16 protein-coding genes, 6 tRNA genes and 3 rRNA genes are annotated in these 19,298 nt (G+C 54.5%); 3 read left to right on the top strand and 22 right to left on the bottom strand.

Going from position 1 to position 19,298, the window contains the following annotated elements; all coding sequences use genetic code 11:
• Position 1: 1 nt before the first annotated feature.
• The 20 genes from rplL to tyrS form a co-directional block, all read right to left on the bottom strand.
• Positions 2-367: a 50S ribosomal protein L7/L12 gene (rplL, locus tag BW979_RS06485; protein ID WP_027617682.1), complete on the bottom strand. Its 366-nt coding sequence runs from the start codon at positions 365-367 to the stop codon at positions 2-4.
• A 78-nt stretch (positions 368-445) separates the two neighbouring features.
• The gene (gene rplJ, locus BW979_RS06480; protein ID WP_047230484.1) at positions 446-946 is read right to left on the bottom strand and encodes a 50S ribosomal protein L10; all 501 of its coding nucleotides are present in this window, start codon (positions 944-946) and stop codon (positions 446-448) included.
• 198 nt (positions 947-1,144) lie between these two features.
• Positions 1,145-1,840 carry a 50S ribosomal protein L1 gene (gene rplA / locus BW979_RS06475; RefSeq protein WP_003186095.1) on the bottom strand — a complete coding sequence of 232 codons (696 nt, stop codon included), beginning with the start codon at positions 1,838-1,840 and terminating at the stop codon, positions 1,145-1,147.
• The gene (gene rplK / locus BW979_RS06470; RefSeq protein ID WP_003176435.1) at positions 1,840-2,271 is read right to left on the bottom strand and encodes a 50S ribosomal protein L11; all 432 of its coding nucleotides are present in this window, start codon (positions 2,269-2,271) and stop codon (positions 1,840-1,842) included. The genes rplA and rplK overlap by 1 nt, the downstream gene beginning before the upstream one ends.
• 117 nt (positions 2,272-2,388) lie before the next feature.
• On the bottom strand, positions 2,389-2,922 hold the full coding sequence (gene nusG / locus BW979_RS06465) for a transcription termination/antitermination protein NusG (RefSeq protein ID WP_003186097.1): 534 nt from the start codon (positions 2,920-2,922) through the stop codon (positions 2,389-2,391).
• Between the two features lie 9 nt (positions 2,923-2,931).
• Positions 2,932-3,300, bottom strand: a complete 369-nt coding sequence (gene secE / locus BW979_RS06460) for a preprotein translocase subunit SecE (protein ID WP_003186101.1) — start codon at positions 3,298-3,300, stop codon at positions 2,932-2,934.
• Between the two features lie 45 nt (positions 3,301-3,345).
• Positions 3,346-3,421, bottom strand: a tRNA-Trp gene (locus BW979_RS06455).
• Positions 3,422-3,474: 53 nt separating this feature from the next.
• Positions 3,475-4,668 (bottom strand): elongation factor Tu, encoded by a 1,194-nt coding sequence (tuf, locus tag BW979_RS06450; RefSeq protein WP_003186103.1) that lies wholly within the window; start codon positions 4,666-4,668, stop codon positions 3,475-3,477.
• Between the two features lie 84 nt (positions 4,669-4,752).
• Positions 4,753-4,828: transfer RNA gene (locus tag BW979_RS06445), tRNA-Thr, on the bottom strand.
• A gap of 26 nt (positions 4,829-4,854) precedes the next feature.
• Positions 4,855-4,928 (bottom strand) — tRNA-Gly (locus BW979_RS06440).
• A 24-nt stretch (positions 4,929-4,952) separates the two neighbouring features.
• Positions 4,953-5,037: transfer RNA gene (locus BW979_RS06435), tRNA-Tyr, on the bottom strand.
• 142 nt (positions 5,038-5,179) lie between these two features.
• Positions 5,180-5,632 (bottom strand): hypothetical protein, encoded by a 453-nt coding sequence (locus BW979_RS06430; protein ID WP_047230552.1) that lies wholly within the window; start codon positions 5,630-5,632, stop codon positions 5,180-5,182.
• A 7-nt stretch (positions 5,633-5,639) separates the two neighbouring features.
• Complete coding sequence (locus tag BW979_RS06425) at positions 5,640-6,389, bottom strand: pantothenate kinase (RefSeq protein WP_047230553.1); 750 nt, start codon at positions 6,387-6,389, stop codon at positions 5,640-5,642.
• On the bottom strand, positions 6,379-7,335 hold the full coding sequence (gene birA, locus BW979_RS06420) for a bifunctional biotin--[acetyl-CoA-carboxylase] ligase/biotin operon repressor BirA (RefSeq protein WP_047230554.1): 957 nt from the start codon (positions 7,333-7,335) through the stop codon (positions 6,379-6,381). Before birA ends, BW979_RS06425 begins: the two co-directional genes overlap by 11 nt.
• 132 nt (positions 7,336-7,467) lie before the next feature.
• Positions 7,468-7,583: ribosomal RNA gene (gene rrf, locus BW979_RS06415) — 5S ribosomal RNA — on the bottom strand.
• Between the two features lie 150 nt (positions 7,584-7,733).
• Positions 7,734-10,625, bottom strand: a 23S ribosomal RNA gene (locus tag BW979_RS06410).
• Positions 10,626-10,873: 248 nt separating this feature from the next.
• Positions 10,874-10,949: transfer RNA gene (locus tag BW979_RS06405), tRNA-Ala, on the bottom strand.
• A gap of 27 nt (positions 10,950-10,976) precedes the next feature.
• A tRNA-Ile gene (locus tag BW979_RS06400) sits at positions 10,977-11,053 on the bottom strand.
• A 65-nt stretch (positions 11,054-11,118) separates the two neighbouring features.
• A 16S ribosomal RNA gene (locus BW979_RS06395) occupies positions 11,119-12,655 on the bottom strand.
• The 16S, 23S and 5S rRNA genes sit together here with 2 tRNA genes alongside, the layout of an rRNA operon.
• 550 nt (positions 12,656-13,205) lie before the next feature.
• Positions 13,206-14,405: a tyrosine--tRNA ligase gene (gene tyrS, locus BW979_RS06390; RefSeq protein WP_076383442.1), complete on the bottom strand. Its 1,200-nt coding sequence runs from the start codon at positions 14,403-14,405 to the stop codon at positions 13,206-13,208.
• Between the two features lie 210 nt (positions 14,406-14,615).
• Here tyrS and BW979_RS06385 point away from each other — a divergent pair, with 210 nt between their 5' ends.
• A complete protein-coding gene (locus tag BW979_RS06385) occupies positions 14,616-16,028 on the top strand; it encodes a peptidoglycan DD-metalloendopeptidase family protein (RefSeq protein ID WP_047228040.1) in 1,413 nt (470 codons plus the stop codon).
• 3 nt (positions 16,029-16,031) lie between these two features.
• Complete coding sequence (locus tag BW979_RS06380; RefSeq protein ID WP_047228041.1) at positions 16,032-17,123, top strand: anhydro-N-acetylmuramic acid kinase; 1,092 nt, start codon at positions 16,032-16,034, stop codon at positions 17,121-17,123.
• A gap of 68 nt (positions 17,124-17,191) precedes the next feature.
• Here the strand turns inward: BW979_RS06380 and erpA are convergent, their stop codons facing one another.
• Both erpA and argC read right to left on the bottom strand, forming a co-directional pair.
• Positions 17,192-17,542, bottom strand: coding sequence for an iron-sulfur cluster insertion protein ErpA (erpA, locus tag BW979_RS06375; protein ID WP_003206114.1), 351 nt, complete (start codon positions 17,540-17,542; stop codon positions 17,192-17,194).
• Between the two features lie 155 nt (positions 17,543-17,697).
• Complete coding sequence (gene argC / locus BW979_RS06370; RefSeq protein WP_047228042.1) at positions 17,698-18,732, bottom strand: N-acetyl-gamma-glutamyl-phosphate reductase; 1,035 nt, start codon at positions 18,730-18,732, stop codon at positions 17,698-17,700.
• Positions 18,733-18,866: 134 nt separating this feature from the next.
• On the opposite strand from argC, the gene hemJ reads away from it, so the two are divergent.
• Complete coding sequence (gene hemJ, locus BW979_RS06365) at positions 18,867-19,298, top strand: protoporphyrinogen oxidase HemJ (protein WP_047228043.1); 432 nt, start codon at positions 18,867-18,869, stop codon at positions 19,296-19,298.

Below are 19,298 nucleotides of genomic sequence, written 5' to 3'. Positions count from 1 at the left end.
CTTACTTCAGCTCGACTTTAGCGCCTGCTTCTTCCAGAGCGGCCTTGGCTTTGTCAGCTGCGTCTTTGGCAACAGCTTCCAGAACCATGGCAGGAGCGCCGTCAACTACAGCCTTGGCTTCTTTCAGGCCCAGACCGGTCAGTTCACGTACTGCCTTGATCACGTTTACTTTCTTCTCGCCAGCTTCGGTCAGCATGACGTTGAATTCGGTTTGCTCTTCAACAACGGCGGCAGCAGCAGCTGGACCAGCGGAAGCAGCGGCAGCGGAAACGCCGAATTTCTCTTCGAAAGCTTTGATCAGCTCAACAACCTGCAGAACCGACATTTCAGCTACGGCGTTGAGGATATCGTCTTGGGAGATAGACATTACTGTATTTCCTGAATTGGGGGACGGCCTACGCGGCCATCGAAATAAACAAAAAAGCGCGAGAGGAAGTGCTCAGCCTTAGGCTGCGGCAGCTTCTTTTTGCTCGCGAACTGCAGCCAGAGTACGAGCCAGCTTGCTGGTAGCGCCTTGAATCACGCTCATCAGCTGCGAAATGGCTTCGTCGCGGGTCGGCAGTGTTGCCAGTACATCGATCTGATTAGCTGCGAGGAACTTGCCCTCGAACGCAGCTGCCTTGATCTCGAACTTGTCCTGACCCTTGGCGAATTCCTTGAACAAACGGGCAGCAGCGCCTGGATGATCTTTGGAGAACGCGATCAGGGTCGGGCCGGTGAACACGTCGTTGAGAACACTGTATTCAGTGTCAGCAACTGCGCGCTTGAGCAGGGTGTTACGTACGACACGTACGTAAACACCAGCTTCACGGGCCTCTTTACGGAGTCCGGTCATTGCGCCTACTGTTACGCCACGGGCATCAGCCACGACAGCGGACAGAGCGACTTTGGCAGCCTCGTTGACTTCAGCGACGATGGCCTTCTTGTCTTCGAGATTAATTGCCACGGGTTTAACTCCTGCTTGTTACCGTTTCATTCGGTCGAAACCGAATGTCGTTTTGGTGTCTGATTCGGTAAGGAACCGGGAGCACCATCTGCGTAGGCTTGTGGTTTAAGACTTGCGTCGCCTACGGTCTTGGACAGCCCCCGCCAGGCAGGGACCCCAATTTTTCGATTGGCGCAATCGCTTGCGCCAATCTGAGTCTTACGCGTCGAGCGAGCTCTGATCGATGACCAGACCTGGGCCCATAGTGGTGCTCAGGGTAACGCGCTTGACGTAGATGCCTTTCGAAGAAGCTGGCTTGATACGCTTCAGATCAGCGATCAGGGCTTCTACGTTTTCCTTCAGCTTGACGGCGTCGAAGCCAATCTTGCCAACGGAGGTGTGAATGATGCCGTTCTTGTCGGTGCGATAACGAACCTGACCAGCCTTGGCGTTTTTAACCGCGGTAGCTACGTCTGGCGTTACGGTGCCGACTTTAGGGTTAGGCATCAGACCACGTGGACCGAGGATCTGACCCAACTGACCCACAACGCGCATGGCATCCGGGGATGCGATAACTACGTCATAGTTCAGGTCGCCGCCTTTCATTTCAGCAGCCAGATCGTCCATGCCTACGCGATCAGCACCAGCAGCCAGAGCAGCTTCAGCTGCTGGGCCCTGGGTGAAAACAGCTACACGAACGGTCTTGCCAGTGCCGTGTGGCAGCACGGTAGCGCTACGAACGACCTGGTCGGATTTACGCGGGTCAACACCCAGGTTTACAGCAACGTCGAACGACTCGCTGAACTTGACAGTCGACAGCTCGGCCAGCAGAGCGGCGGCGTCTACAAAGTTGTAGGCCTTGCCTGCTTCGATTTTGCCGGCGATAGCCTTTTGACGCTTGGTCAGCTTAGCCATTACACACCCTCCACGTTAAGGCCCATGCTACGAGCAGAACCGGCGATAGTACGCACGGCTGCATCCATATCAGCTGCAGTCAGATCCGCGTTTTTGGTTTTCGCGATTTCTTCCAGCTGGGCACGGGTAACGGTGCCAACCTTAACGGTGTTTGGACGAGCGGAACCGCTGGTCAAACCTGCAGCCTTCTTCAGCAGAACCGAAGCAGGGGTGCTTTTAGTTTCGAAGGTGAAGCTACGGTCGCTGTAGACAGTGATGATCACTGGAGTTGGCAGACCTGGCTCAAGACCCTGAGTACGGGCGTTGAAGGCCTTGCAGAATTCCATGATGTTCACGCCGTGCTGACCCAGGGCAGGACCAACAGGTGGGCTTGGGTTAGCCTGAGCGGCCTTCACTTGCAGCTTGATGTAAGCGGTAATTTTCTTGGCCATGAGGCACTCCAATTACGGGTTCTAGCGCCTCGAAAGGCTCCCCGGTTACTTGCGCGTTTATCCCAGTGACGACAAAACCCCACAGCCTAGGGCTGCGGGGTTGGGATGCCTGTTCAATCAGACCTTTTCGACCTGACTGAACTCTAGCTCTACCGGAGTAGAGCGACCGAAAATGAGCACTGCCACTTGGATCCGGCTCTTTTCGTAGTTAACTTCTTCAACCGTGCCATTAAAGTCAGCGAATGGGCCGTCAGTGACCCGAACAACTTCACCTGGCTCAAACAGTGTTTTTGGCTTCGGCTTATCGCTACCATCAGCGACGCGACGCAGAATCGCTTCTGCCTCTTTATCTGTAATCGGTGCAGGCTTGTCAGCGGTACCGCCGATGAAGCCCATCACCCGAGGGGTATCCTTGACCAAGTGCCAAGTCCCTTCGTTCATATCCATCTGTACCAGCACGTAGCCTGGAAAGAACTTGCGTTCACTTTTGCGCTTCTGGCCATTACGCATCTCAACCACTTCTTCAGTGGGGACCAGAATCTCGCCAAAGCCATCTTCCATGCCAGCCAGCTTTACGCGCTCTACCAGCGAGCGCATTACATGCTTCTCGTAACCCGAGTAAGCATGCACAACGTACCAACGCTTAGCCACGGGACACCCTTAGCCAACAATCAAGGAAACAAGCCAGCCGAGCAGGGAATCGAGCCCCCACAACAGCAACGCCATTACCAGAACAACAGCCACAACGATCAACGTGGTCTGCGTGGTTTCTTGGCGAGTCGGCCATACGACTTTACGAATCTCGGTGCGAGCTTCCTTAGCGAGTACAAAGAAAGACTTGCCCTTAGCCGTTTGCAGCCCCACAAAGGCAGCAACAGCGGCAATGGCAAGCAATGCAAGTACACGGTACAGGATCGGCGAAGCAGAGTAATACTGATTGCCAACAACGCCAACAACCACCAAAGCGACTACCACTAGCCACTTGAGCAGATCGAAGCGAGAGCCTTGAGCTTCAGCTTTAGGAGTCATCTATGAAGATCCTGTGAAAAGAAAGCCAGACACACCAAGTGAATCTGGCAGGTCAGGAGGGAATCGAACCCCCAACCTACGGTTTTGGAGACCGTCGCTCTGCCAATTGAGCTACTGACCTAAAACAAAATCAGGCCGACCATTATGCCGGCCCGAAAAAGACATTACAACTGTTTACTCGATGACTTTGGCTACGACGCCAGCGCCGACGGTACGACCGCCTTCACGGATAGCGAAACGCAGACCGTCTTCCATCGCGATGGTCTTGATCAGAGTGACAGTCATCTGGATGTTGTCACCTGGCATTACCATTTCAACGCCTTCTGGCAGCTCGCAGTTACCGGTCACGTCAGTTGTACGGAAGTAGAACTGTGGACGGTAGCCTTTGAAGAACGGAGTATGACGGCCGCCTTCTTCCTTGCTCAGAACGTAAACTTCTGCAGTGAACTTGGTGTGCGGCTTAACGGTGCCTGGCTTGACCAGAACCTGGCCACGCTCAACGTCGTCACGCTTGGTGCCGCGCAGCAGTACGCCGCAGTTCTCGCCAGCACGACCTTCGTCGAGCAGCTTGCGGAACATTTCAACGCCGGTGCAGGTAGTTTTCTGAGTATCGCGCAGACCGACGATCTCAACTTCTTCCTGGATGCGGACGATGCCACGCTCAACACGACCAGTCACAACAGTACCGCGACCGGAGATCGAGAATACGTCTTCGATTGGCATCAGGAACGGCTTGTCGATAGCACGCTCTGGCTCTGGGATGTAGCTGTCCAGAGTTTCCACCAGCTTCTTGACAGCGGTGGTGCCCATTTCGTTGTCGTCTTGGCCGTTCAGAGCCATCAGAGCCGAACCGATGATGATTGGAGTGTCATCACCTGGGAAGTCGTAAGTGCTCAGCAGATCGCGCACTTCCATCTCAACCAGTTCCAGCAGCTCAGCGTCGTCAACCATGTCAGCCTTGTTCAGGAAGACAACGATGTACGGAACGCCTACCTGACGGGACAGCAGGATGTGCTCACGGGTTTGTGGCATCGGACCATCAGCGGCCGAGCAAACCAGGATCGCGCCGTCCATCTGGGCAGCACCAGTGATCATGTTTTTTACGTAGTCGGCGTGACCTGGGCAGTCAACGTGTGCGTAGTGACGCACGGCCGAATCGTATTCAACGTGAGCGGTGTTGATGGTGATACCGCGAGCTTTCTCTTCCGGGGCGCTGTCGATCTTGTCGAAGTCAACCTTGGCCGAACCGAAAACTTCGGAGCAGACACGGGTCAGAGCAGCGGTCAGCGTGGTTTTACCGTGGTCGACGTGACCGATGGTACCAACGTTGACGTGCGGCTTATTACGTTCGAACTTTTCCTTAGCCATCGAAATCACCCCTAGGAGAAGAATTTAGCAAGTCACACAAACCATTAAAACAAAGGCAGATATTTTCATATCTGCCTTGTTATATGGAGCTCTTGAGCGGATTTGAACCGCTGACCTCACCCTTACCAAGGGTGTGCTCTACCAACTGAGCTACAAGAGCGAAACACTATGCACAACCTGCAAACTTGGAGCGGGTAGCGGGAATCGAACCCGCATCATCAGCTTGGAAGGCTGAGGTTCTACCACTAAACTATACCCGCGGAGCTTGCAGCTCACGCTAAAACTGGTGGAGGGGGAAGGATTCGAACCTTCGAAGTCGTAGACGTCAGATTTACAGTCTGATCCCTTTGGCCGCTCGGGAACCCCTCCTAAGCGAGCCGGCATTCTATATCATGCCAGCCTTCTGTCAAGCATTTTCTCATAAAAAACCTGAGGTTAGCTGCGTTGACGCCGCTTCGTGGCGCTAGCCATTAAAGGCCTTCGCTGCGAAGCGGGCGCCATTCTATGCAAACTACCCTGCGGGTGCAACCCCCTCACAGGGCATTATTTTATGTTTTAACTCATTGAATTCTTTAGAAAGGTTTTGAAGCAGCGTTTCATTCACCTTCATCGCGCTATCTGGCGAAATCAGAACCCAAAATCCTTCTCCCTCAGGCAGATTCGGTGAGCCCTGCGCAATGGAGCGAGCCGCGATCCCGGATGCCGCGAGCCGCTGCTCCAGCTGGCGCGCCATTTCAATCCGGGTGAAGCCACCAAGATAAACACATGCGCCTCGGCCAGCAGACTTGCCTGAATCCCGCCTTACAAGCGCATCTGCCGTTTCGCTCAAGAGATGAATATCCTGCTGCGAGCCCCGGTACAAACTCAACGGAGTCACATCTTTTGCCCGAAGCGGAGCCTCCTGTTGATGCCAGACGTAATAAAAGACATTCAAAACCACCAACAGCAGAAAAAGCCACCGCATAGGAACCTCAAGACAAAGGACAGGCCATCGCCAAACCAACAAAAACCAGATCAGGCACTACCTTGGCATCAGGCACAACACCGGATACCAAATTGGCATCTCCTCCCGTGAGAAATACTACGAAGTCGTTCCCCCAATATTCTTTAGCCAGTTCAAGCTGAGTCAGGACAAATCCTCTGAGCATGAGCATGCAACCGCGCTCCACCGCCTCTACAGTCTCGCGACCAGGGGCGAGGCTCTCGTGAGCCCGCTCGGCAGCCGTATCGTCATAGCGAATCCGCCGGGTATGAGTGCGCAACTGATTACGCATCAAAGGCATACCAGGACAAATGAACCCCCCTAAATGCTCACCATCCGCGGCCACGAAATCCGCTGTAACGGCCGTACCGAAATCGAGCACCAGGCAGGCTCCCGAAGCGAGATGGAAGCCCCCAAGCAAAGCCAACCATCGATCGAGCCCTAGCCGCTCGTAATCGTTGTAACCGTTCTTAACACCGGCCAACTCCCGAACAGGCACAGCGCGTGAGACAGACACTCCAAAAACATCAATTAGTAGAGCAACCAACGAATCCGTCTCTTGCGGAGTCCTCACGCTAACGAGACGGCATTTCTTGAGCTTAAATTTATCGGCGTCACTCAAGCTTGCCAGCAGGGCACTATCGGTACCAACCACCCCTCCTTCGATCGGTGTTACGCCGTCGAAGTCAAGGACACGCCACTTGATAAAGCTATTGCCGCAATCGAGCTCAAGAATCATCACGCAACCTCAAACTGAGCTCACCACCGCTAAAGATTTTTTCCACGCCATCTACCTTCAAACGCAGCGCGCCCTGACGATCAATGCCCATCACAACCCCGTCAACCTGGTTGATACCGGCAATCAGGGAAACATTCCGCCCCTGCCACAGATGGTATCGCTCCCATTCCTCTTGGATTGCGGAGAAACCCGACACCTGGTGGAGCCTGAGGTAATGCTGAAACTTCGCGGCCAACCGTCCAACCAGCTCGTTTCGATCAAAATCCCTGCCCGCCTCAAGGCACATGGACGTCCATTGCTGATCGACCTCATCGGTCGACCGCATATTCACATTAATCCCTACGCCGAGGACAACGTGGCAAACGTCTGCTGGATCCCCCACCAATTCAAGCAAGATGCCCGCGATTTTCTTATCACCTACCAGGACATCGTTAGGCCACTTCAGCCCAGCCCCCGCGATCCCCATATCATGCAAGGCATGCATAACCGCAAGCCCCACAACCAGGCTGAGCCCCTCAATTTGGCGCATTCCACCATCAATTCGCAGCACCAGACTGTGGTAAAGATTGTCGGCAAACGGACTCACCCACTTGCGACCACGACGACCACGACCGGCTGTCTGTCGCTCGGCCAAAATCATAAATGGCGCGCCCATTCCACGTTCTATGGCGCGAAGCGCTTCAGCGTTGGTCGAATCAATGGAGTCAAATATATGGATGGGCCACTCACAGGACTCTTTGGCGCTAATCTCAGCCGAGTCCAAAAGCAGCAGCGGCTTAGCCAGCTGATAACCTCTACCTCGAACCTTATGAACAGATAGCCCTAACTCCGCCTCCAGGTGCTGCAACTGCTTCCATACAGCACTACGACTGATACCCAGCGCAGTACCCAGCGCCTGACCCGAGTGGAAGCGGCCATCTTTCAGAAGTTTAAGCAACGTGAGCATGCAAACTGCACCTGATAATGAGGCCCGCATGATAGCGATGCGCAAGACCGTTGCATAGAAACACAAATGGTCTTTCCTGCGGGCAAAACAAAACCCCTACCTGCGTCAGCAGATAGGGGTTTCGGAATTTAATCTTGACGATGACCTACTCTCACATGGGGAAACCCCACACTACCATCGGCGATGCATCGTTTCACTGCTGAGTTCGGGATGGGATCAGGTGGTTCCAATGCTCTATGGTCGTCAAGAAATTCGGTAGCCAGCGCGTGCCTTGCGGTCACGTTCCAGCAAATGGGTATGCGATAGGTTTGTGTGTTGTGCGAACTTTCGGTTCATAGCGTCTTCACACACCGCAATCTGGTGCCCTGTATCGGGTCAACAAATTGCTTGGGTGTTATATGGTCAAGCCTCACGGGCAATTAGTATGGGTTAGCTCAACGCCTCACAGCGCTTACACACCCCACCTATCAACGTCGTAGTCTTCGACGGCCCTTCAGGGGACTCAAGGTCCCAGTGAGATCTCATCTTGAGGCAAGTTTCCCGCTTAGATGCTTTCAGCGGTTATCTTTTCCGAACATAGCTACCCGGCAATGCCACTGGCGTGACAACCGGAACACCAGAGGTTCGTCCACTCCGGTCCTCTCGTACTAGGAGCAGCCCCTCTCAAATCTCAAACGTCCACGGCAGATAGGGACCGAACTGTCTCACGACGTTCTAAACCCAGCTCGCGTACCACTTTAAATGGCGAACAGCCATACCCTTGGGACCGGCTTCAGCCCCAGGATGTGATGAGCCGACATCGAGGTGCCAAACACCGCCGTCGATATGAACTCTTGGGCGGTATCAGCCTGTTATCCCCGGAGTACCTTTTATCCGTTGAGCGATGGCCCTTCCATACAGAACCACCGGATCACTAAGACCTACTTTCGTACCTGCTCGACGTGTCTGTCTCGCAGTCAAGCGCGCTTTTGCCTTTATACTCTACGACCGATTTCCGACCGGTCTGAGCGCACCTTCGTACTCCTCCGTTACTCTTTAGGAGGAGACCGCCCCAGTCAAACTACCCACCATACACTGTCCTCGATCCGGATAACGGACCTGAGTTAGAACCTCAAAGTTGCCAGGGTGGTATTTCAAGGATGGCTCCACGCGAACTGGCGTCCACGCTTCAAAGCCTCCCACCTATCCTACACAAGCAAATTCAAAGTCCAGTGCAAAGCTATAGTAAAGGTTCACGGGGTCTTTCCGTCTAGCCGCGGATACACTGCATCTTCACAGCGATTTCAATTTCACTGAGTCTCGGGTGGAGACAGCGCCGCCATCGTTACGCCATTCGTGCAGGTCGGAACTTACCCGACAAGGAATTTCGCTACCTTAGGACCGTTATAGTTACGGCCGCCGTTTACCGGGGCTTCGATCAAGAGCTTCGCGTTAGCTAACCCCATCAATTAACCTTCCGGCACCGGGCAGGCGTCACACCCTATACGTCCACTTTCGTGTTTGCAGAGTGCTGTGTTTTTAATAAACAGTCGCAGCGGCCTGGTATCTTCGACCGGCGTGGGCTTACGCAGCAAGTGCTTCACCCTCACCGGCGCACCTTCTCCCGAAGTTACGGTGCCATTTTGCCTAGTTCCTTCACCCGAGTTCTCTCAAGCGCCTTGGTATTCTCTACCCAACCACCTGTGTCGGTTTGGGGTACGGTTCCTGGTTACCTGAAGCTTAGAAGCTTTTCTTGGAAGCATGGCATCAACCACTTCGTCACCCAAAGGGTAACTCGTCATCAGCTCTCGGCCTTAGAATCCCGGATTTACCTAAGATTCCAGCCTACCACCTTAAACTTGGACAACCAACGCCAAGCTGGCCTAGCCTTCTCCGTCCCTCCATCGCAATAACCAGAAGTACAGGAATATTAACCTGTTTTCCATCGACTACGCTTTTCAGCCTCGCCTTAGGGACCGACTAACCCTGCGTCGATTAACGTTGCGCAGGAAACCTTGGTCTTTCGGCGTGGGTGTTTTTCACACCCATTGTCGTTACTCATGTCAGCATTCGCACTTCTGATACCTCCAGCAAGCTTCTCAACTCACCTTCACAGGCTTACAGAACGCTCCTCTACCGCATCACCTAAGTGATACCCGTAGCTTCGGTGTATGGTTTGAGCCCCGTTACATCTTCCGCGCAGGCCGACTCGACTAGTGAGCTATTACGCTTTCTTTAAAGGGTGGCTGCTTCTAAGCCAACCTCCTAGCTGTCTAAGCCTTCCCACATCGTTTCCCACTTAACCATAACTTTGGGACCTTAGCTGACGGTCTGGGTTGTTTCCCTTTTCACGACGGACGTTAGCACCCGCCGTGTGTCTCCCATGCTCGGCACTTGTAGGTATTCGGAGTTTGCATCGGTTTGGTAAGTCGGGATGACCCCCTAGCCGAAACAGTGCTCTACCCCCTACAGTGATACATGAGGCGCTACCTAAATAGCTTTCGAGGAGAACCAGCTATCTCCGAGCTTGATTAGCCTTTCACTCCGATCCACAGGTCATCCGCTAACTTTTCAACGGTAGTCGGTTCGGTCCTCCAGTTAGTGTTACCCAACCTTCAACCTGCCCATGGATAGATCGCCCGGTTTCGGGTCTATTCCCAGCGACTAGACGCCCTATTAAGACTCGCTTTCGCTACGCCTCCCCTATTCGGTTAAGCTCGCCACTGAAAATAAGTCGCTGACCCATTATACAAAAGGTACGCAGTCACCCAACAAAGTGGGCTCCCACTGCTTGTACGCATACGGTTTCAGGATCTATTTCACTCCCCTCTCCGGGGTTCTTTTCGCCTTTCCCTCACGGTACTAGTTCACTATCGGTCAGTCAGTAGTATTTAGCCTTGGAGGATGGTCCCCCCATATTCAGACAAAGTTTCTCGTGCTCCGTCCTACTCGATTTCATGACTAAGAGATTTTCGCGTACAGGGCTATCACCCACTATGGCCGCACTTTCCAGAGCGTTCCGCTAATCTCAAAGCCACTTAAGGGCTAGTCCCCGTTCGCTCGCCACTACTAAGGGAATCTCGGTTGATTTCTTTTCCTCAGGGTACTTAGATGTTTCAGTTCCCCTGGTTCGCCTCTTGCACCTATGTATTCAGTACAAGATAACCATCTTATGATGGCTGGGTTCCCCCATTCAGACATCTCCGGATCAAAGTCTGTTTGCCGACTCCCCGAAGCTTTTCGCAGGCTACCACGTCTTTCATCGCCTCTGACTGCCAAGGCATCCACCGTATGCGCTTCTTCACTTGACCATATAACCCCAAGCAATCTGGTTATACTGTGAAGACGACATTCGCCGAAAATTCGCATGCTCTAAGAGCAACTCACAAATTTTACCTTAGCCTGATCCGTTACCAGTGAAAGTAACGTCCAGTCTATCTTTCTATCACATACCCAAATTTTTAAAGAACGATCTAATCAAAAGACTAGAAATCAACATTCAGCACCGTCTTGGTGGAATGCTCATTTCTAAGCTTTAAACGTTGGTGCCAATCTGTAATGGTGGAGCCAAGCGGGATCGAACCGCTGACCTCCTGCGTGCAAGGCAGGCGCTCTCCCAGCTGAGCTATGGCCCCGTATTTCTACAGGGAACACCATGAAATTGGTGGGTCTGGGCAGATTCGAACTGCCGACCTCACCCTTATCAGGGGTGCGCTCTAACCAACTGAGCTACAGACCCAATCGTCTTCTTCAATGAATCAAGCAATTCGTGTGGGAGCTCATGAAGCAGCTGCGGTCGTCGATTAAGGAGGTGATCCAGCCGCAGGTTCCCCTACGGCTACCTTGTTACGACTTCACCCCAGTCATGAATCACACCGTGGTAACCGTCCCCCCGAAGGTTAGACTAGCTACTTCTGGTGCAACCCACTCCCATGGTGTGACGGGCGGTGTGTACAAGGCCCGGGAACGTATTCACCGCGACATTCTGATTCGCGATTACTAGCGATTCCGACTTCACGCAGTCGAGTTGCAGACTGCGATCCGGACTACGATCGGTTTTGTGGGATTAGCTCCACCTCGCGGCTTGGCAACCCTCTGTACCGACCATTGTAGCACGTGTGTAGCCCAGGCCGTAAGGGCCATGATGACTTGACGTCATCCCCACCTTCCTCCGGTTTGTCACCGGCAGTCTCCTTAGAGTGCCCACCACGACGTGCTGGTAACTAAGGACAAGGGTTGCGCTCGTTACGGGACTTAACCCAACATCTCACGACACGAGCTGACGACAGCCATGCAGCACCTGTCTCAATGTTCCCGAAGGCACCAATCCATCTCTGGAAAGTTCATTGGATGTCAAGGCCTGGTAAGGTTCTTCGCGTTGCTTCGAATTAAACCACATGCTCCACCGCTTGTGCGGGCCCCCGTCAATTCATTTGAGTTTTAACCTTGCGGCCGTACTCCCCAGGCGGTCAACTTAATGCGTTAGCTGCGCCACTAAGAGCTCAAGGCTCCCAACGGCTAGTTGACATCGTTTACGGCGTGGACTACCAGGGTATCTAATCCTGTTTGCTCCCCACGCTTTCGCACCTCAGTGTCAGTATCAGTCCAGGTGGTCGCCTTCGCCACTGGTGTTCCTTCCTATATCTACGCATTTCACCGCTACACAGGAAATTCCACCACCCTCTACCATACTCTAGCTCGACAGTTTTGAATGCAGTTCCCAGGTTGAGCCCGGGGATTTCACATCCAACTTAACGAACCACCTACGCGCGCTTTACGCCCAGTAATTCCGATTAACGCTTGCACCCTCTGTATTACCGCGGCTGCTGGCACAGAGTTAGCCGGTGCTTATTCTGTCGGTAACGTCAAAACACTAACGTATTAGGTTAATGCTCTTCCTCCCAACTTAAAGTGCTTTACAATCCGAAGACCTTCTTCACACACGCGGCATGGCTGGATCAGGCTTTCGCCCATTGTCCAATATTCCCCACTGCTGCCTCCCGTAGGAGTCTGGACCGTGTCTCAGTTCCAGTGTGACTGATCATCCTCTCAGACCAGTTACGGATCGTCGCCTTGGTGAGCCATTACCTCACCAACTAGCTAATCCGACCTAGGCTCATCTGATAGCGCAAGGCCCGAAGGTCCCCTGCTTTCTCCCGTAGGACGTATGCGGTATTAGCGTCCGTTTCCGAGCGTTATCCCCCACTACCAGGCAGATTCCTAGGCTTTACTCACCCGTCCGCCGCTCTCAAGAGGTGCAAGCACCTCTCTACCGCTCGACTTGCATGTGTTAGGCCTGCCGCCAGCGTTCAATCTGAGCCATGATCAAACTCTTCAGTTCAAACATCTTTGGGTTTTGAGAAAACCCTAAACTTGGCTCAGCAATCGTTGGTTACATCTTTGATTTCTCGCGGAGTAACTTGTGATGCTGATAATCTGTTGACTAGCAGTCTGACTCCACAAGCACCCACACGAATTGCTTGATTCAGTTGTTAAAGAGCGGTGGGTTGAGCCTTTCGTCTCAACCGAGGCGCGCATTCTACAGCGCCCGGTGTATCTGTCAAGCGGTTATTTTAAGAAGTTTTCAAAGTTTCCTCTGCAACTTCAACCACTTGCGCTTCCGATCTCTCGTTAGCGGGAGGCGAATTCTACAGCGTTACTCGCTGCTGTCAACACCTCTTTTTGACGCTTTCGATCGAGAAGATCGAATCGTTAACGGAGCCAGGAAAACCGCCCCACCAACTGCTTCCCAAGCTTCGATGACCTGAAGCCCTGCGCTGCCGAAAATCGTTTAACTCATTGAAACTCAAGGAGTTTTTCGTTTCGACTGCGCCGGAAGTGGGGCGAATTATAGACTTCCAGAATTTGCCGTCAAGCACTAATTTCGGCTTTTATTCCGGCTTCAGCACGATACGCGCAAAAGCCTTCTTGCCAGCCTGACAGACATGGGTAGCGCCCAGCTTATATATATAGGCGCGATCCACCACTTCACCATCGATGCGCACGCCGCCCGAACCAAGAAGATCTCGCGCTGCTGCAGCATTCTTGACCAAGCCTGCTTTATTAAGGACGGCCGCAATCGGCATATCCTCGGCCGCAGTCAATTCGATCTCAGGCAGATCATCCGGCAATTCGCCATCCTTCATGCGGTTGCCCGCCGCACGATGAGCATTGGCCGCAGCTTCCTCACCATGGAAACGAGCAACAATCTCTTCAGCCAGCTTGATCTTGATGTCCCGCGGATTTGCCCCAGCCTCAACATCCGCACGGAATGCGTTGATCTCATCCATGGAACGGAAGCTGAGCAATTCGAAGTAACGCCACATAAGCACGTCAGGAATGGAAACCAGCTTGCCGTACATAACACCCGGCGCTTCCTGGATACCCACATAGTTACCCAACGACTTGGACATTTTCTTCACACCATCCAACCCCTCCAGCAAAGGCATGGTCAGAATGCACTGGGCTTCCTGACCATAACCACGCTGAAGCTCGCGCCCCATCAGCAGGTTGAACTTTTGATCCGTACCGCCGAGCTCGACGTCAGCACGCAATGCCACCGAGTCATAGCCCTGAACAAGCGGATAGAGGAATTCATGAATGGCGATCGGCTGACTGGTTTTATAGCGCTTGTCAAAATCATCGCGCTCGAGCATACGAGCCACGGTGTATTGGGAGGTCAGGCGAATGAAATCCGCCGGCCCCATCTGATCCATCCAGGTGGAGTTGAAAGCGACTTCGGTCTTGGCCGGATCAAGGATCTTGAAGACCTGAGTCTTGTAGGTCTCGGCATTATCAAGAACCTGCTCGCGCGTCAGCGGTGGGCGCGTCGCGCTCTTGCCACTAGGATCACCGATCATCCCAGTGAAGTCACCTATCAGGAAGATGACCTGATGCCCCAGGTCCTGGAACTGACGCAGCTTATTAATAAGCACGGTATGACCCAGGTGCAGATCGGGTGCCGTCGGGTCGAAACCAGCCTTGATACGCAGCGGCTGCCCACGCTTGAGCTTTTCAATCAGCTCGGACTCGACCAACAACTCTTCTGCACCACGCTTGATCAGCGCTAGCTGCTCTTCAACCGACTTCATAACAGACCCGCAAGGCTCAGATTCAAAGGGACCCAACCATACAAGATCGCGCACCAAATACAAGGTTTGCCGGGTGCGCGGACACCAATCCACGGACAGAGTGTCCGCGGGCTTGCTTCGCAGGTGATTTGGTTATATTTTATACAGTTATTTCATCTTCATCATGTCATTCATCTTTTCCAATTCATCTCTTCAAAAGTCAAATTACCTATGACCACAGAACCATCCAAAGCGCCGCCGCTTTACCCCAAGACCCACCTGCTCGCTGCAAGTGGTATTGCCGCCCTTCTTAGCCTGGCGCTCCTGGTGTTTCCCTCCAGCGATGTTGAAGCCAAAAAGACGACCCTAAGTCTCGAACTGGAAAGCCCTGCTGAACAACTGACACAAGATCAAGACGCTGCCGAAGCCGTCCAAGCCACAAACGAGGCCGCAGCCTCCCCCTTCGCGCAGATCGAAAACAACGCTGAAGACACGCCCGCGTCCGCCCAAGCGGAGCCTGCGATCGAAGAAAAGAAAGACCCGGGCCACCATGAGGTCATAGTTGCCAAAGGCGACACGCTCTCCACTCTCTTCGAAAAGGTTGGGCTGCCGTCGACCCTGGTCCACGAGGTCCTGGCCAGCGACAAGAAAGCCAAACAGTTCGCTCGGCTCCAGAGGGGTCAGAAACTCGAGTTCGAACTCAGCCCAGACGGACAACTGACCAGCCTGCATACCAAACTAAGTGACCTGGAAAGCATCACCCTGAGCAAAAACGACAAGGGTTATGCGTTCAACCGCGTCATCACCAAACCAACCGTGCGCTCAGCCTATGCTCACGGCGTCATTAACAGCTCATTGTCGCAATCGGCCGCACGCGCCGGCCTTTCCCATAGCCTGACAATGGACATGGCCAGCGTGTTTGGCTACGACATCGACTTCGCTCAGGATATTCACCAGGGCGACGAGTTCGACGTCATTTACGAACAGAAAATGGTCAACGGAAAAAGCGTCGGCAACGGCCCTATTCTTTCCGCCCGCTTCACCAATCGCGGCAAGACCTACACGGCGGTGCGCTACACCAACAAACAAGGCAACAGCAGCTATTACACTGCCGACGGCAACAGCATGCGCAAGGCATTTATCCGTACGCCGGTTGATTTCGCCCGCATCAGCTCAAGATTCTCCGTAGGCCGCAAACATCCAATCCTGAACAAGATCCGCGCCCATAAAGGCGTCGACTACGCAGCTCCCCGCGGCACCCCAATCAAGGCCGCCGGAGACGGCAAAGTGCTGTTGGCCGGACGCCGGGGTGGCTATGGCAACACCGTGATCATCCAGCACGGCAACACTTACCGTACGCTGTATGGCCATATGCAGGGCTTCGCAAAAGGCGTGAAAACCGGCGGCAGCGTCAAGCAAGGCCAGGTGATTGGCTATATTGGCACTACCGGTCTGTCCACCGGGCCGCATTTGCATTATGAATTCCAGGTCAACGGCGTTCACGTTGATCCGCTGGGCCAGAAGCTCCCCATGGCCGATCCGATTGCCAAGTCCGAGCGCTCACGCTTCCTGGCTCAGAGCCAACCCTTGATGGCTCGCATGGACCAGGAAAAAGCCACCATGCTCGCCTCAAGCAAGCGCTAAACCATGGCGCACTATATCGGCGTGATGTCTGGCACCAGCCTGGATGGACTGGATATCGCGCTGATCGAACTGACTCCGGCGATCAAGTTGATCGCCACGCACTACATCCCCATGCCCGCCTCCCTGCGCACCGAAATGCTCGAGTTATGCAGCAGCGGGCCCGATGAGATCGCTCGCTCAGCCATTGCCCAACAAAACTGGGTAAGGCTGGCTGCGCAGGGCGTCCACACGCTGCTCGACGCACAGAAGCTCAAACCTGAAGGTATCCGGGCAATCGGTAGCCATGGTCAGACCATACGACACGAGCCGGCCCGTGGCTTTACCGTGCAGATCGGCAACCCCGCATTGTTGAGCGAATTGACCGGCATTGCCGTCGTCAGCGATTTTCGCAGTCGCGATGTCGCTGCTGGCGGGCAAGGCGCCCCGCTGGTTCCTGCGTTTCACGAAGCACTGTTTGAAGAACGGGCCGGCAATCGCGCCGTACTGAATATCGGCGGCTTCAGCAATCTCAGCCTGATAGAACCCGAAAAGCCCGTAGCCGGTTTCGATTGCGGCCCTGGCAACGTATTGCTGGACGCCTGGATACATCAGCAACGGGGCGAGCACTTTGATCGCGATGGTCTGTGGGCTGCCAGCGGAAAAGTCGAACCGGCTCTGCTAAAGGCTCTGCTTGGCGACCCTTTCTTTGTCACTCAAGGCCCTAAAAGCACAGGGCGCGAAGTGTTCAACCTGTCCTGGCTGACCCAGCACCTGTCGCACCTACCGGTCTTCGCCCCTGAAGACGTGCAGGCAACGCTACTCGAACTGACGGCCCTGACCATCGTCCACTCACTGCAGAATGCCCAGACCAACACTCAAGAGCTGCTGGTTTGCGGCGGCGGCGCGCATAACCGCACACTCATGAAGCGACTGGCCGACTTACTACCAAACACCCAAGTCAGCAGCACGGCCACTTACGGTGTAGACCCGGATTGGGTCGAAGCCATGGCCTTTGCCTGGCTGGCCCATTGCTGCCTTGAAGGCATTTCAGCGAATCGCCCAAGTGTCACCGGCGCACGGGGTTTGCGCATACTCGGCGCAATCTATCCCGCCTGAATCCATTTTTCGCCGCACAGCAAAACGCCGCAGAGCCGTAAGGCGCTGCGGCGTTCTTATTTAAAGCCTCAGATCGAAAACGAAGAACCGCATCCACAGGTTGTGGTGGCGTTAGGGTTCTTGATGACGAAGCGCGACCCTTCCAGCCCTTCCTGATAATCCACCTCAGCACCCGCCAGGTACTGGAAGCTCATCGGATCGACCACGAGGCTGACACCTTCGCGTTCGACGATGGTGTCGTCATCAGCCACTTCCTCATCGAAAGTGAAGCCGTATTGAAAACCCGAACAACCGCCGCCCGTCACAAAAACGCGCAGCTTTAAACGATCATTCCCCTCCTCATCGACCAGACTCTTCACCTTGTGCGCGGCACCGTGGGTGAATTGCAAAGCCGTGGGGGTGAAGGTTTCGACGCTCATGCTGAATATCTCCCGGCGCTTACGCCGCCATAATGCGTGATGACGCGCATTATCCGCTTCTCCTAGAAAATCGGTCAACTATTTGAGAGGCAGGCGCAAACTACACGTTATGAGCTGCAAGCCTGGCGCTTCAAGCTTGCAGCCTCAGATTGGAGTTAAGGCAACATCCCAGCGTGGGACAGACCCAGACGCTCATCCAGCCCGAACAGGATGTTCAAGTTCTGCACAGCCTGGCCGGACGCGCCTTTGACCAGATTATCGATGACCGACAACACCACTACCAGATCGCCATCCTGTGGGCGATGCACCGCGATCCGGCAAACGTTAGCGCCGCGTACGCTACGAGTTTCAGGGTGGCTGCCAGCCGGCATCACATCGACGAACGGTTCGTTGGCGTAACGCTTCTCGAACAACGCTTGCAGGTCTACGGAACGGTCGACGACGGTTGCGTACAGCGTGGAGTGAATGCCCCGAATCATCGGCGTCAGGTGCGGCACAAAAGTCAGGCCGACATCCTTGCCTGCCGCGCGACGCAGCCCCTGGCGGATTTCCGGCAGATGACGGTGGCCTTTGACGGCATACGCCTTCATGCTTTCCGACGTCTCGGAGTACAACGAGCCGACACTGGCACCACGGCCGGCACCGCTGACACCCGACTTGCAGTCGGCGATCAGACGCGACGCATCAGCAAGCCCCGCCTCGAGCAGCGGCAGGAAACCCAGTTGCGTTGCCGTTGGATAGCAGCCCGGGACAGCGATCAACCGTGCCTGCCTGATTTTCTCGCGATTGACTTCCGGCAGGCCGTAGACCGCCTCGTCCAGCAGATCTGGCGCACCGTGTGGCTGACCGTACCATTTGGCCCACTCTTCAGCGTCCTGCAGACGGAAATCTGCCGACAGGTCGATGACCTTGGTCCCGGCGGCCAGCAGCTCGCCTGCCAGGGCATGGGCAACACCGTGAGGCGTGGCGAAGAACACCACATCACAGGCCCCGAGGGTCTTGATGTCCGGAACGCTGAACGCCAGGCCGTCGTAATGGCCCCGCAGGTTCGGATACATGTCGGCGACGGCCAGTCCAGCCTCGGATCGGGAGGTAATGACCACCACCTCAGCCTGCGGATGCTGTGCCAACAGACGCAGCAGTTCGACACCGGTGTAACCCGTGCCGCCGACGATACCGACCTTGACCATATACCTGCCCTCAACGAACCCACTGGAAAGCTGTCGATGATAGGGGCCGCGCGGCCCGGCGACAACCGCCAAGGTGACGTGTGGCCGCTCTAGCCTCTACTATCGGGCTACCGTGAATCTGGGAATACAAAAAAATGCTCTATCTATGGCTCAAAGCACTTCATATCATCAGCATGGTCTGCTGGTTCGCCGGCCTGTTCTACCTGCCTCGCCTGTTCGTCTATCACGCCCAAAGCGAAGACAGCGTCAGCAAAGAACGCTTCATCGTCATGGAGCGCAAGCTGTATCGCGGCATCATGGGGCCGGCGATGATCGCCACCCTCGTATTCGGCATCTGGCTGCTGAGTCTCAACGCCAGTGCCTACTTCACTCAAGGCGGCTGGATGCACGCCAAGCTGACCCTGGTGGTATTGCTGATCGGCTATCACCATATGTGCGGCGCGCAATTGAAGCGCTTCGCCCGTGGCGAAAACACCCGCAGCCATGTCTTTTATCGCTGGTTCAATGAAGTGCCGGTTCTGATATTGCTGGCTATCGTAATTCTGGTCGTGGTTCGGCCGTTCTAA

Origin of the sequence: Pseudomonas sp. A214 (assembly GCF_900156295.1) — a bacterium.
Taxonomy (GTDB): domain Bacteria; phylum Pseudomonadota; class Gammaproteobacteria; order Pseudomonadales; family Pseudomonadaceae; genus Aquipseudomonas; species Aquipseudomonas rhizophila.
This window is presented reverse-complemented; position numbering and strand designations above follow the sequence as displayed.